The organism is Roseburia sp. (assembly GCF_041325975.1).
Taxonomy (GTDB): domain Bacteria; phylum Bacillota; class Clostridia; order Lachnospirales; family Lachnospiraceae; genus Roseburia; species Roseburia rectibacter.
On the sequence record NZ_JBGLEJ010000005.1, the window covers coordinates 1,167,263 to 1,182,462 of the forward strand.

Here is a 15,200-nt window from a genome sequence, read left to right on the forward strand (position 1 = left end):
TTATTTTTATAAAATTTAAAAATACTCGGCAATTTTTTCCTTTAAACCTACCCAGAAGTCTTTTGCATCCTGGGAATCCGGCAGTAAAATGGCATCCTCATATGCCTGATATGCAGTTTTTTCCGCATCAGACGCATTTTGCGATAAAAATACGGAATAATGACCACTCATATCATGCAGCACGTCTGCAAGCTGTACAGTCACAAACTCTGCAAAATCTGCTGCATCGGACGCATTCTTTGAAAAATCATTAACAACCAGCATATCCGTAGATGCACATGCAACAGATGGAAGTTCCTCATTCAATGCCGGAATCTCCATCACAGAATAAGATATATCATCTAATTTTTGCAGGGAATCTGTGTTCACAAATGCACAGAGTGTTTTTCCATCTTTAAAATGTTCTAATATACTGTCCATGGAAACTGTATTGATATCCAGGGAAAATGAGCCAAGAATCGTCTCAAAATACTCAAGATCTTTCTGATACAAATCCTCATCATAGGTTACATTCATCATTTCCGGTGCTGTTTTTTCAAATGTCACGCTGTTGCCAATGAATGGGAAATCATAAAATGCATCATTTACATCCCACTCCAATAGGTATTCCACATTTTCACCCGGTTCATTCTCATTCGAATAATCAATAATTGCCTGCAGTGATTCCGGCCGATTTTCAAAATATCCATTCTGATAAACAAACACATTTGCATCATAACTGAGCGGATATCCCAGCAGCTTTTCTTCGTAAGAGGAAGCCTCCAATGCCTTTTGTGATGCACCTTCATATGCTTTTTGTGTCTCATTTAATGCGGCAAGTCCATATAAATATGCCTCCTCAAGTCCGTCACCATTCAGCAGATAAACATCCGGATAATCCTCTCCTTTTATGGTGTCATCATAGATCATTCCGATATAATCTAATGTATCCTGACATTTAAAAACTGCCTTAACACCGGTCTTTGCAAAATACTGTCTTGCTGCATATTCAAAGAAATCCATATAAGATGCATCCTCATACCACACCGTCAGATCTGTTTCTGCGGCATCATATGGATCTGTTTCTGCACCCGGCTGTTGTTCTTCTGCATTCGTCTGTTTTTCCGGCAAACGAAATGCCGCTTCTTTTTCAGGCTGTTTTGAAACGACACCAGCCATAATGGCTGCTCCTGCACATACCACTATGGCTGCAATTACACTTCTTTTCTGTACATTCTTCATAATCTCTTTCCTATTCCTCATTTTACGACAATAGACTGCACACATCCGTGTGCAGTCTTATTTTCATCCATTCATCAATCATGCAGACAGGTCAGCTATTCCATGATCCTTACATCTGATCCAGGGCTTTTTTCAGTTTTCCGATCATCTCATCTACATGTTTCTTCTCAATGATAAGAGGCGGTACAAAACGAAGTACATCCGCCCCCGCCGTAATCACGATCAGACCTTCCTCAAGTGCTTTTGCGGCGATCTGTCCGACCGGTTTTTCGGATACAACGCCCTGCATCAGTCCAAGTCCTCTGCGTGCCGTTAAAAAATCATAAGAATCAACCAGTTCATCTAATTTTTCTTCCAGATATGGTGCGATCTCTTTGACATGATCCGTGATATGGTCGCGCTCCATCATCTCAAGCACCTTGTCAACTGCAGCCCCTACAAATGGATTTCCACCATAAGTTGTTCCATGATCGCCCGGTTTTAAGGACTTTTCTGCTACTCTCTCTGTCATCATGAATGCTCCGACCGGTACACCGCAGCCAAGGGCTTTTGCACTTGTCATGATATCCGGTTTCACACCATAATGCTGCCATGCAAACATTTCTCCTGTTCGTCCCATACCACACTGGATCTCATCTAATATCAGTAAAATATCATGCTCATCACAAAGGCTTCTTACACCTTCCATAAACTCTTTCGTCGCCGGATAAATACCGCCCTCACCCTGTACTGTTTCAAACAGGATCGCACAGGTTTTATCCGTGATCAGCTTTTTCACACTGTCGAGATCATTGTAATCTGCAAATTTCACACCCGGCATCAGTGGTTCAAACGGTTCCTGGTAATGTTTATTGCCGGTGACGGAAAGCGCTCCGATGCTTCTTCCATGGAAAGAATGATTCATTGCAATGATCTCATGACCTGCATGACCATCTCTCGTATAGGCATATTTTTTTGCAGCCTTGATCGCACCTTCGATTGCTTCTGTGCCACTGTTAGTAAAGAATACACGGTCCATACCGCTTGCCTTTTTTACCCGCTCTGCTGCATGGATGATCGGCACATTATAATAAAGATTTGACGTATGCATAAGTTTATCGATCTGTGTTTTTAATGCATCCCCATACTCTTTATTACCATATCCGAATGCCTGCACAGCAATACCTGCCGCGAAATCCAGATATTCTTTGCCATCTGTATCGTACAGATACACTCCCTCTCCATGGTCTAATACCAATGAAAACCGGTTATATGTATGGAGGATATTCTCCTCTGCTTCACTTATATATCCTTCTTTATTCATGATAAAACTTCGTCTCCTTATCTCCTAATATAGCAGTTCCTATTCCGCGGTTTGTAAAGATTTCAAGAAGCAGGCAGTGTGCGATACGTCCATCTAAGATATGGACTCTTGAAACACCGTTCTCGATTGCATCAATACAGTTATTTAACTTCGGAAGCATGCCGCCACCGATAAATCCATCCCCGATCAATTCTCTTGCTTCTGATACACGAAGTTCAGAGATCAGGGTATCTTTATCTTCCGGATCTTTGTAAACACCCTCTATATCGGTTAAAAATGCCAGTTTTTCAGCTTTTACTGCTTTTGCGATCGCACATGCAGCATCATCCGCATTGATATTGTAGCTGTTGTATTCTGCATCCATTCCGACCGGACAGATGATCGGCAGGAAATCTTTTTCTAACAAATCATATAAGATCTGCGGTTTTACCTCAGTGATTTCACCAACGTAACCGATATCCTCACCGTTTGAATATTTCTTCTCTACTTTTAAAAGTCCACCATCTTTTCCACTGATACCGACCGCATTTACTCCAAGTTCCTGTACCAGTGTCACAAGTGACTTATTGACTTTGTTTAGCACCATCTCAGCGATCTCCATGGTCGCTTCGTCTGTTTTGCGCAGTCCGTTGACAAATACAGGCTCCATACCGACTTTTCCGACCCACTTGCTGATCTCTTTTCCACCGCCGTGTACAATAATTGGTTTAAATCCAACCAGTTTTAACAGGGTAACATCCTGGATGACATGTTTTTTTAATTCTTCATCTACCATGGCGCTTCCACCATATTTTACCACAATGATCTTACGGTTAAAACGCTGTATGTAAGGGAGCGCTTCAATGAGCACTTCGGCTTTCTGCAAAATTTCTTTCATATTGTTATTTTCTTCCATTGCTTTGGTTCTCCTCTATAAAATGTTGATATTGCAGTGCGAAACTCTATCCATATTTTGTTTGCTGTGACCACCTGCCAGATAAAATGAAGGCACGCCTTTTTATGAACGGTAGTCGGCGTTGATTTTTACATAGTCGTAAGTCAGATCGCAGCCCCAGGCGGTAGCTTCTGCATCTCCCATTTTGATGTCGGCGATGGCGGTGACTGCCGGCTCGGATAAGATTTTGGTCGCTTCTTCTTCGCTGTAATCGACGGCGACACCGTCTTTGATGATCTGCATTTTTCCTGCGGCACTCTCAAAGAATAAGTCTACTTTTTCCGGATCAAACTGTGCACCAGAGTAGCCCATGGCACAGAGGATTCTGCCCCAGTTTGCATCATGTCCATAGATAGCTGCCTTGGTAAGGCTTGATGTGATGACGGATTTGCTTAAGATCTTTGCCTGTTCTTTTGTCTCAGCTCCGACTACTTTCACTTCAAACAATGCAGTTGCACCTTCTCCGTCTCCTGCCATCTGTTTTGCAAGTGTCTCGTTGACAAAACGGAGTGCTTTTGTAAATGTCTCATAATCCGCATTTTTCTCTGTGATCTTTGTATTTTCTGCCGTTCCGTTTGCCAGCAGAAGACAGGTGTCATTTGTGGATGTATCGCCATCTACAGAGATCATGTTATAGGTATCTTCCACGTCCGCTTTTAATGCTTCTAATAACAACTCCTGTGAAATCGCAGCATCCGTTGTCACAAAACTTAACATGGTACACATATTCGGATGGATCATGCCGGAACCTTTGCACATGCCGCCGATCGTGACCGTCTTACCGGAAAGTTCGATCTCAACTGCCACTTCTTTCTCATGCGTATCCGTTGTCATGATCGCAAGTGCAGCTTTATGTCCGCTTTCGATATCGCCATTTAATTGTGGAACCATCGTTTCAACTCCCGCACAGATACGTTCGATTGGAAGCTGCATACCAATGACTCCGGTTGATGCCACAAGTACCTCATCCGTCGGGATATGAAGCAGATTGTTTACTTTTTCTGCGGTTGCTTTACAGTAGCCCATTCCCTCTTCTCCGGTACATGCATTTGCGATACCTGCATTGACAACAACTGCCTGCGCCATTTTGCTGTCATAGACTACATGCTGATCCCATTTTACCGGAGCGGCCTTTACAATATTTGTGGTAAATGTACCTGCCACTGCACACGGAACCTCGCTGTAGATCATTGCCATATCTGTTCTGTCTTTATATTTGATTCCTGCTGCTGTGCTTGCTGCTTTGAATCCTTTTGCTGCGGTAACTCCGCCTTTGATCTGTTTCATCGTTTCCTCCATTCCTGCACTGCTTTCTAATGCAGACAAAGTTTTCTTTTGCATCTCAAGTTTGTGCGTAGCTCAAATCCTGCGTGTGAAAATTGTATTTTTACGGATTAAATACCGTCTGGTTTTCTTCATTTGTGACATATTCATAATAATTAACATCCTCACGGAATGTCCATCCCATCCCCTGCCAGAAATGATTTCCAACATCATTTTTTTTGAAGGCGATCAGATTTACTTTATTGACATGTTCACGTTTTAAAGCTGCAAGACAGGCCTCCACCATCTTTTGTCCAATGCCCTGCTTTCTGTAATCTTCGTGAACGCAGACATGATATAAACATCCGCGTCTTCCATCATGACCACACAGAATCGCACCGACGATCCTTCCATTTTCGCACGCCACCATGCTGGTAGTCGGATTACGTCTGATAAAACGTTCCACACCTTCTTTCGAATCGTCAATGCTCCGGATTCCAAACCCATGGATTCCCATCCACAGCGCATGTACCTCCTCAAAATCCTCCATTGTCATCTCACGGATATTTACCTTGTTCTCTTCCATGTCTTTTATTCCTCTTCTAGCATAACTGTCTCATCCAGTTATTTTTTACCACATAAAATTGTAGTCACAGACTCCAATGTAATCGTCCATCCACTTTATGGGAACATCGGAACCATATTTAAGCCTTCTGCCTCATCAAAACCAAATAACAGGTTCATGTTCTGTACCGCCTGACCTGCTGCACCTTTTACCAGATTATCAAGTGCTCCCATCATCACGATACGGCCGGTTCTCTCATCAATCTTAAAGTTGACATCCACATAGTTGCTGCCCTCTACCCATTTGGTCTCCGGGCAGACATCTTTCTCAAGTACACGGACAAATTTTTCTTTCGCATAATATTTATCATAGACTGCTTTTATTTCTTCATAAGAAGGAAGGCTGCCATCTGCTTTTTTCACCAGTGTCGCATACTCTGTTGCAAGAATACCACGGTTCATCGGAACCAGATGCGGTGTAAAATTAACAACGATCTCTTTTCCTGCCGCATAGCCAAGCTGTTCCTCGATCTCCGGTGTATGACGGTGATTTGTCACTCCATATGCTTTCATGTTTTCATTAACTTCACAGAACAGATTTGGCAGTTTCGCGCCACGCCCTGCACCGGAAGTTCCTGATTTTGCATCAATGATCAGCGTATTAGGATCGATCATGCCCTCTTTTACAAGCGGGTACGCTGTCAGAATAGAGCAGGTGGTATAACAGCCCGGATTTGCAATCAATCTTGCTCCTTTTACTTTATCACGGTTGATCTCACAGAGTCCATAAACAGCTTCTTCAATAAACTGCGGACTCTTGTGCTCAATCTTGTACCATTTCTCATAAACAGATACATCCTTGATTCTGAAATCAGCACTCAAATCTATGATCTTTACCTTATTTAATATATCTTCTGTCAGCACCCCTGCTAAAAATCCCTGCGGAGTTGCTGTAAAGATCACTTCCACCTGGCTTGCAAGTTCATCCATGTTATCGTCTAAGCACACATCATCCACGATCTCAAACATGTTCTGATAAACTTCTGCATATTTTTTATCTATGTAACTGCGGGATCCATACCATTTGATCTCCACTTCTTTATGTCCCATTAAAATACGAACCAGTTCATTTCCTGCATAACCGGTTGCTCCGATAATTCCTGCTCTTATCATTTTTTCGTCCTTTCTGCTTATCCTTATTTTATATGCCTTTTAAAATTTCTTATCTGTCATTGTATACAGGCATACCTGCATAAGCATCTTTCTTCCTATATTAATACACCTCATCGCAGTCGTAAAGTATCTTTTTTCATACGCTGTTTGATATTGCATAATTATACATTCGTTTTATTTTTTATGCAATACCATTTTTTATCTTTTTTCTTTAGCATACTATATATTAAGCCTTTTTCTGCATTTTGTATAATCTTTATGCATTTTTATGAATAATGAATGTATATTTTTTCACTTGCGTTTCTATATTTTTTGTTGTATATTGTTTTTAGTCAATGATCCGGAAACAAATGGATCAAATATACATAACAGAAAGGGCTGTATCACATGAAGGAAAAAGTTATTTTAGCGTACTCCGGCGGACTTGATACCACCGCCATTATTCCATGGTTAAAGGAAAATTATGATTACGAAGTTATTTGCTGCTGTATCGACTGTGGTCAGGAAGAAGAATTAGACGGTCTTGAAGAAAGAGCTATCTCCTGTGGAGCTTCCAAATTATACATTGTAGATATCATCGACGAGTTCTGTGATGATTACATTATGCCATGTGTTCAGGCAAATGCCATTTACGAGAACAAATATTTACTTGGAACCTCTATGGCACGTCCTCTGATCGCTAAGAAATTAGTTGAAGTTGCAAGAAAAGAAGGCGCTACTGCAATCTGCCACGGTGCTACCGGTAAAGGAAATGATCAGATCCGTTTCGAGCTTGGCATCAAAGCACTTGCTCCTGACTTAAAGATCATCGCTGCATGGAGAGATCCGAAGTGGACTATGGATTCCCGTGAATCAGAGATCGAATACTGCAAAGCACACGGCATTCATCTTCCATTCTCTGCCGACACAAGCTACAGCCGTGACCGTAACATCTGGCACATCAGCCATGAAGGTCTTGAATTAGAGGATCCTGCATGCGAGCCTAACTACGACCACCTTTTAGTTCTCGGTGTTTCCCCGGAAAAAGCTCCGGAAGAAGGCGAATATGTAACTATGACATTTGAGAAAGGTGTTCCGACTTCCGTAAACGGAAAAGAGATGAAGGTTTCCGATATCATCCGTGAATTAAACCGTCTCGGCGGCAAACATGGTGTCGGCATCATTGATATCGTTGAGAACCGTGTTGTTGGTATGAAATCCCGCGGTGTATACGAAACTCCTGGCGGAACGATCTTAATGGAAGCTCATCAGCAGTTAGAGGAGCTTGTTTTAGACCGTGCTACCATGGAAGTTAAAAAAGATATGGGAAACAAACTTGCCCAGATCGTTTACGAAGGAAAATGGTTCACACCTTTATGTGATGCAGTCAGAGCTTTCGTTACTTCCACACAGGAATATGTAACCGGTGAAGTAAAATTCAAATTATACAAAGGCAACATCATCAAAGCCGGAACTACTTCAAAATATTCTCTGTACAGTGAGTCACTCGCAAGTTTCACAACCGGTGATCTTTATGACCATCATGATGCTTCCGGATTTATCACACTGTTCGGACTTCCATTAAAAGTTCGTGCTATGAAAATGCAGGAGATCGGCGAGAAAAACAAATACGAGGATTAATCAGAAATTCTGATTTCAATTCAGACAGTTCATGATCTGAGATCAAAAAACAGGAGCCCGCAAGGACTCCTGTTTTTGTATTATTTACCAAGTGCTTCTTCTAACAGTCTTGCAAAATACTCTGCCGCCGGTGCAAGTGCAGCCTCATCCGCATAAAATTGTGGATGATGGTTTGGATAACCAACCCCTGTCCCGACATTGATAAAACATCCCGGTATCTTTTCCAGATAAAATGCGAAATCCTCTCCACCTGTTGAATTTCGCTGTGGAACAACCTCATAGCCACATTCTTTTGCCACATCTTCTGCAAACGCACTCCATGTTTCCTCATTGACTGTCGCAGGAGGTCCCGGATACCATAGTAATTCTGCCTTCGCACCATACGCTGCGGCTGTGTTTTCTGCAATCCCGCGCATGCGTTTTTCTATAAAAACACGATCCTCTTTGTCCATGGAACGAACTGTTCCCTCTAATTCCACTTTATCCGGAATCACATTCCAGGTATTACCGCCATGAATCCTTGTCACACTGACCACCCCCGTATGAAACGGATTTAAGTTTCTGCCGACAATGCTCTGCAATGCCTGTATCACAGATGCCGCCACAAGTATCGTGTCCACTCCCTCATCCGGATGACCGCCATGGCAGCCTGTACCCGTAATATTTAATTCAAACCGGTCTACCGCCGCCATAACACTTCCGGCACGGATTCCAAGTGTGCCAACCGGAAGATATGCTGCTGTGTGCAGACCAAAAATCGCCTCCACATCAGAAAGTATCCCTGTCTGTAGAACCGTCTCTGCTCCATGTGACGACTCCTCTGCAGGCTGGAACAGAATTTTTACATTTCCATGCAGTTTCTCTTTTCGCTCCTGCAAGAGTAATGCTGTTCCAAGCACTGCTGCCGTATGGAAATCATGTCCGCAGGCATGCATCTTTCCCGGAATTTCTGACTTATAAGGCAGCTCTGTCTCCTCCATGATCGGCAGTGCATCAATGTCACAACGCAATCCATATGTTTTTCCCGGTTGTGCGCCTCGTATTATGGCAACCACGCCGGTTTTTAATGGTGTCTGTAAAATTTCGATTCCTGCTGCATGAAGTTCTCTTTTGATCCGCTCCGTCGTCTCATATTCCTCATAGGATAGCTCTGGGTGACTGTGAAGTTCCTCAAAGAAATCCGTAAGTTTCTGCTCTAATACTTTCTGTTCCATATACTTCTCCATTCTGCTTTTCTGCATAATATAATATCATAAGCCGCCCGGCAAATGCTGGTTTGTTGAGGCATGCGTCACTCCGCCCCAACCTGAATCAGGCATACTAATTTCACTCTGATTATTATCAGAGTGAAATCGCTTTCTTATTTTCGGACAACGGAAACAAAACAGTCCCGGCTTGATGCAATTTGCCAATCGTAACCCTCCAGAACCACCCTACACAGGGAAGCTCATGATCCATGGGCACCTATCTGCGCCCACCAGACGGATCAAATGCATCACGCAGTGCATCCCCAACAAAGTTGATGGAAATAACCAGCACAACGATCATGATCCCCGGAGGCAGCCAGAGCCAAGGCTGTGACGTCAGTACCGTAATAGACTGTGCTCCGTTTAGCATATTTCCAAGGCTTGCCATCGGAGGCTGCACACCCATGCCAAGGAAACTTAACGCCGCCTCATCTAACATGGAGATTGCCATAACAGAAGTTGCATATACGAGGATCGGCGCAACCGTATTTGGCAAAATCTCGGAAAACAGGATATGACGAAGCGGCATGCCTGCCACTACATTTCCTTTGACAAAATTTGTTTCACGTAAGCTGAGCACATTTCCACGTACCAGTCTTGCTACCCCAGGCCAGTCTACAAATCCCAGAATCAGAATAATACTCCACAATCCCGGTTTAAAGATCGCTGCTGCAACAAGCACCAGAAGGATATAAGGAAAAGACATGACCATATCCGTAAAACGCATCAGTATCATATCTGCCACTCCGCCAAAATATCCCGCGATCAGGCCAAGTACCACACCAATCACCGTCGATATGGCTGTAGCAAGGATTCCCACAAGCAGTGATATCCTTGTTGCATATAAAAGCCTGCTGAATACGTCCCTGCCGATCTGATCTGTTCCAAGAATAAACTCTTTACACGGTGCTCCACTAAACGTTCCGACAATTGCATCCGGATCATAAGGCGCAACAACCGGTGCAAACAATGCCGCCAGTCCGACAACAACCAGTATCACAAGGCTGATTTTTGCAAGATGATGTGCACGGAAACGACGCAGCACCATCTGCATATATGTTTCATTTAAGTTTTCTTTTTTCTTTTTTATCATACAAATTCAACCTCTTTACTGAAGTTTTATCGTCGGATCTACTACCGCATATAAAATATCCGTCAGAAGATTACCGAGCAGTACAACGATCGCTGAGAGCAGACAGACTCCCATAATAACCGGATAATCACGGTTTGTGATCGCACTCATCGTCATAAGACCAAGTCCCGGCCAGGAAAATACCTGCTCCACAATAATAGAACCTCCAAACAATACCGGTATTTCCATTCCAATGACCGTCACGATCGGAACTAAGGCATTGCGCAGTGCATGTTTATTGATGACAAGAAAATGTCCGATTCCCTTTGCCCGTGCTGTACGCAGATAATCCTGCTGTAAGATTTCAAGCACTGCACTGCGGATATAGCGGATATTTGTTCCTGCCATGGACACCGCAAGGACAATGACCGGCATAACCATATGTGCCGCCACATCTGCTGCACCACCGGACGTGCCAAGCGTTGTCATTCCACCGGAAGGCAGCCAGCCCAATTTGACTGTAAACAGATAGATGAGAAGCATGGCAAGGAAAAATCCCGGAATACTGCTGCCAAGAAATGATAATGTCACTACCGTATAATCACCTTTTGAATACTGATGGATTGCACTGTAAATTCCTGACGGAACAGCAAGAAATATACTGACAAACAGTGATATCCCCATCAAAAGCAATGTTGGTCCCAGATGGCTTGCGATCATATCTGCAACAGGCTGGTAATTTTTAATGGAATATCCCATATTCCCATGCAGAAGCTGTCCCAGCCACACAAAATACTGCACATAAAATGGTTTGTCGAGTCCAAGTGCTATTGCTTTTGCCTGTACTGCAGCTTCCGAAACACGCGGTCCCTGCAGCATTTCAAGCGGACTCCCCGCCATACACATGATCGCATAATCGATCACAGTAATACCGAGCAATACCGGAATCGCGATCAGGATACGTTTGATAATATATTTTGTCATATGATTCCTCATTTCCTGCACTTTTGCATCACTGCTTTTGTGCATCACCGCATTTTACGCATTTTCTGTCCCCTCATAATAAGGACATGCCACCAGATGATCCGGTTTTCCGGCAATCGGTAAAAGCACCGGCTCACTCAGCCGGCAGTCGTCTCTCGCATACGGACACCTCGGATGAAACCGGCATCCTTTTGGAGGATGCACCGCGGAAGCAACCTCGCCTTTTAAAACTGCAGGCTTTTCTTCCCGGCGTCCCGGATCTGCAACCGGTGCTGCATGTGTCAGCGCTTTTGTATACGGATGTGCAGGATGTAAGAACACTTCACTGGCATCTGCGATCTCAACGATCTTCCCAAGGTACATAACCGCGATCCTGTCACTCACGTAACGGACAGCTCCAAGACCATGCCCCACAAACAGGCTTGTCAGTCCCAGTTCATTTTGTAACTCACGGATCAGATTTAATATCTGTGCCTGTATCGACACATCAAGTGCACTGACCGGTTCATCACACACGATGAACTCCGGTTTTAATGACAACGCTTTTGCTATTCCAATACGCTGTCTCTGTCCACCCGAAAATTCATGCGGATATTTTAAAAGTGTGCTCTGGGGCAGTCCGACCATATCTAAAAGCTGTTTTATATCAGTGTCAATTGTTCTCTTATCCGAAATTCCATGATATAACATTGGCTGTGCCAAAATATCATAGATACGTTTCCGGGGATTTAAAGAGGAATAGGAATCCTGAAAGATCATCTGAAGACCGGTTCCTGCCTGTTTTCGTGCCTTTTTTTCATTGTGGGTAAGTGATTTTGCAGCGATTTTTTCTCCATGATAGTAAATCGCTCCGTCCGTCGGTGAAATCAGCCCGACTAAAAGCTGTCCGATCGTGGATTTTCCACATCCGGACTCTCCAACCAGACCAAGTGTCTCGCCCTTTTTTATTGAAAAATCAACACCGTCAACTGCCTGTACCTGACTGACAGTATGGGTAATGATACCACCTTTGATGTCATAATATTTTTTTAATTTTTCTACTCTGATCAGTTCTTTATCCATTCCATTTAACTCCTGCAAGCCTTATGGCAGCGTACAAAATGATCCTTTTCTATCTCTTTCATCTCCTGCTTTTCCACGCAGCCTTCTCCGGCAAATGCACAGCGGTCTGCAAACCGGCACCCTGTGATCTGGTCATAATTTTCCGGTACAATGCCCGAAATTGATGCAAGTGTCCTTCCACTCTCATCATAAATACCCGGAACCGTATCGAGCAGTGCTTTCGTATACGGATGTGCCGGATGATAAAAAAGATCTTTCACTGATGCCATCTCTATAATCTGTCCCGCATACATAACAAGCACACGATCCGCCACCTGCGCCACAAGTCCAATATCATGCGTGATCAGGAGCACTGACATCCCAATCTCTTTTTGCAGTTCTTTCATCAGCTCCATGATCTGAGCCTGAATCGTCACATCCAGCGCCGTTGTCGGTTCATCCGCAATGAGAAGTTTTGGATTGCAGCAAAGTGCCATCGCGATCACCACACGCTGACGCATCCCTCCGGATAACATATGCGGATATTTTTTCATTGCTGCACGCGCATCCGGCATCCCGACTTTCTCTAAAATCGTAACAGCCCTCTCTTTTGCTTCTTTTTTTGAAAGATGCAGATGGATGCGTATACTCTCCGTAATCTGACTTCCAATCGTAAACACCGGATTTAACGACGTTAAAGGGTCCTGAAAAACCATCGTCATCTGATTTCCGCGGATCATATCTAACTGCTTTTCATCCATATCCAGCAGATTTTTGTTTGTAAAGAGGACAGAGCCGTCAATAACAGCTCCGCCCTTTCCTAATAATCCCATTATAGACAGTGATGTCACACTCTTGCCACAGCCGGACTCACCAACGATACAAACCGTTTCTCCTTCTGCAACATCAAAACTGACATGATCCACACTGATCTTTTTTCCAAAATCTCCGGTAAACGCTGTCGTCAGATCATTTACCTGTAATAATTTTGACATTGATTTTCCCGTTCCTTATTTCGTAATTTCCCACTGTTCTACATTATTAAAGAAACCATACACACTTGGTGTGGCATTTACCAGACGTTTGTTAACACCCGCCTGCGCACTGACAATATAAGCAGAGAACATCGGCACATCTTCCTGCACTTTCTGATCCACTACTGAATAAAGACCTTTGATCTCATCAATATCACTTGTCGTCTGTGTCTTTGCAAGTGCTTCATTTACACTGTCATCTCCGTATCCGGTCCAGCTCTCCTCGCCACCTAAAAGCCATGCTACATCCGGGTATGGATCAACCGGCGCATAAGTATACTGTACCGCCAAAATATCATAATCATTTGTACCTGCTACAGACATCAGGGTTGCAAAATCCACTGTCTGCACTTCCACCTTAATACCAACTGCAGCCCACTGTGCCACAAACACATTTGCTGCATTTACGAATGCGCCGTCTCCGGAATTCACATAAAAACGTAAAGTCTGTGATCCGTCCCATCCGGCCTCTGCTAAAAGTTCTTTCGCTTTCTCCACATCCTGTTCTACCGGAACGATGCCATCATCATAAAAAGGACTTGCAGAAGAAAGAAACCCGTCTACAACTTCACCTTTTCCTTTTAAAAGCTGCTCTAAAACCATCTTACGGTCAATTGCATATAACATTGCCTGACGCACACGCACATCAGGAACATTCTTTGTCTGGATAAACACGGACTGGTTTGTTACCGGTTCTCCGTATACAACATTCACATTGGAAAGTCCTTCAATGCTGTCATAATCTTCCTGTGGGATAACACTCATTGTCGGCTGTGTAATGTCGATCTCCCCGGACTGTAATCCGGCATAAAGCTGACTGCCGCTTACGATCTTGATATTGAGTTTCGCGATCTTTGGTGCACCTTTCCAGTAATTTTCATTCGCTTTATAAGAAATATAATGATCGACATCAAAATCCGTCACCATATATGGTCCGCTGACCACATCCGGATGATTAAACCAGTCAGCCGTCTTTAATTCTTCCTCACTGTACTGCTCGATCACATGTTTTGGAAGTGTCATCAGATAACGTGCATAGGAATTTTCAAATGTGGTTAATGACATCTCATCTTTTGTAGTAAACTGTACTGTTGCATCATCAATCGCTTTGATACCGTCGATACTCTCCGCTCCCTCTTCCGTAAAACCGTCATCTCCGACACCTTCAAACACATAATACATCATGGAGGTATTTCCAATAACCGGGGAAGTCAGACGAAGTGCTGTATATACCACATCATCTGCAGTGATCTTCTCGCCATCTGACCAGGTTGCTTTCTCATCGATATGCACGATAAAATTTTTATTATCTTCCGTTGTGACAGAATCAGCGATCTCACCTTCAAATTCCAGTTTGGAATTTAATTCCACCAGTGGAAGAAACATCAGGCTGGTCGCATATTTATTGATCTCACCGCCATCCATCAAAAGCGGATTTAATGTTCCAAGTGTATCCGTAACACCAATGTTTACAATATCATCTGAAACTTCTGCCACCTCTGTTGCTGCAGCATTTTCCCCCTGCGGCTGACTGCCTGTATTGCCGCCAGAAGTCCCGCATCCAACAGCAGTAATCCCCATCGCAGCCGTAAGCATAAGCGCCGACAGGACTTTTTTCCATCTTCTTTCTTTTCTCATAATTTCCTCACTTTCTGACAAAAAACTGTATTATGCCCGCTTCTCGCACATAAACCAGTACTTTCTGCACATTATTACTAGTAATCCACTAGGAATTAGGTAAATT

Annotated in this window: 13 protein-coding genes; 1 reads left to right on the forward strand and 12 read right to left on the reverse strand. The window is 43.5% G+C overall.

The window, feature by feature from the left end; translation table 11 throughout:
- Positions 1–15 precede the first annotated feature (15 nt).
- The 6 genes from ACDD58_RS16660 to argC all read right to left on the reverse strand — a co-directional run bounded on the left by ACDD58_RS16660 (position 16) and on the right by argC (position 6,458).
- Positions 16–1,221 (reverse strand): hypothetical protein, encoded by a 1,206-nt coding sequence (locus ACDD58_RS16660; RefSeq protein ID WP_370778458.1) that lies wholly within the window; start codon positions 1,219–1,221, stop codon positions 16–18.
- A gap of 109 nt (positions 1,222–1,330) precedes the next feature.
- Positions 1,331–2,524, reverse strand: coding sequence for an aspartate aminotransferase family protein (locus tag ACDD58_RS16665; RefSeq protein WP_370778459.1), 1,194 nt, complete (start codon positions 2,522–2,524; stop codon positions 1,331–1,333).
- Positions 2,517–3,419 carry an acetylglutamate kinase gene (gene argB / locus ACDD58_RS16670; RefSeq protein WP_370778460.1) on the reverse strand — a complete coding sequence of 301 codons (903 nt, stop codon included), beginning with the start codon at positions 3,417–3,419 and terminating at the stop codon, positions 2,517–2,519. Before argB ends, ACDD58_RS16665 begins: the two co-directional genes overlap by 8 nt.
- Before the next feature lie 102 nt (positions 3,420–3,521).
- Positions 3,522–4,745, reverse strand: coding sequence for a bifunctional glutamate N-acetyltransferase/amino-acid acetyltransferase ArgJ (gene argJ, locus ACDD58_RS16675; protein WP_370778461.1), 1,224 nt, complete (start codon positions 4,743–4,745; stop codon positions 3,522–3,524).
- 100 nt (positions 4,746–4,845) lie between these two features.
- Entirely contained in the window at positions 4,846–5,307 is a 462-nt protein-coding gene (locus ACDD58_RS16680; RefSeq protein ID WP_370778462.1) for a GNAT family N-acetyltransferase, read from the reverse strand.
- Positions 5,308–5,402: 95 nt separating this feature from the next.
- Positions 5,403–6,458, reverse strand: a complete 1,056-nt coding sequence (gene argC / locus ACDD58_RS16685) for an N-acetyl-gamma-glutamyl-phosphate reductase (RefSeq protein ID WP_370778463.1) — start codon at positions 6,456–6,458, stop codon at positions 5,403–5,405.
- 387 nt (positions 6,459–6,845) lie between these two features.
- Here argC and ACDD58_RS16690 point away from each other — a divergent pair, with 387 nt between their 5' ends.
- A complete protein-coding gene (locus ACDD58_RS16690; RefSeq protein ID WP_117919406.1) occupies positions 6,846–8,078 on the forward strand; it encodes an argininosuccinate synthase in 1,233 nt (410 codons plus the stop codon).
- A gap of 80 nt (positions 8,079–8,158) precedes the next feature.
- On the opposite strand, the gene ACDD58_RS16695 is transcribed toward ACDD58_RS16690, so the two are convergent.
- The 6 genes from ACDD58_RS16695 to ACDD58_RS16720 form a co-directional block, all read right to left on the reverse strand.
- The gene (locus ACDD58_RS16695) at positions 8,159–9,292 is read right to left on the reverse strand and encodes an amidohydrolase (RefSeq protein WP_243006734.1); all 1,134 of its coding nucleotides are present in this window, start codon (positions 9,290–9,292) and stop codon (positions 8,159–8,161) included.
- Positions 9,293–9,542: 250 nt separating this feature from the next.
- On the reverse strand, positions 9,543–10,418 hold the full coding sequence (locus tag ACDD58_RS16700; protein ID WP_117919409.1) for an ABC transporter permease: 876 nt from the start codon (positions 10,416–10,418) through the stop codon (positions 9,543–9,545).
- Between the two features lie 15 nt (positions 10,419–10,433).
- Positions 10,434–11,381 carry an ABC transporter permease gene (locus tag ACDD58_RS16705; protein ID WP_370778464.1) on the reverse strand — a complete coding sequence of 316 codons (948 nt, stop codon included), beginning with the start codon at positions 11,379–11,381 and terminating at the stop codon, positions 10,434–10,436.
- A gap of 54 nt (positions 11,382–11,435) precedes the next feature.
- A complete protein-coding gene (locus tag ACDD58_RS16710; RefSeq protein ID WP_370778465.1) occupies positions 11,436–12,443 on the reverse strand; it encodes an ABC transporter ATP-binding protein in 1,008 nt (335 codons plus the stop codon).
- 5 nt (positions 12,444–12,448) lie between these two features.
- Complete coding sequence (locus ACDD58_RS16715) at positions 12,449–13,417, reverse strand: ABC transporter ATP-binding protein (protein WP_370778467.1); 969 nt, start codon at positions 13,415–13,417, stop codon at positions 12,449–12,451.
- Between the two features lie 15 nt (positions 13,418–13,432).
- Entirely contained in the window at positions 13,433–15,094 is a 1,662-nt protein-coding gene (locus tag ACDD58_RS16720) for an ABC transporter substrate-binding protein (protein ID WP_370778468.1), read from the reverse strand.
- Positions 15,095–15,200: the final 106 nt, after the last annotated feature.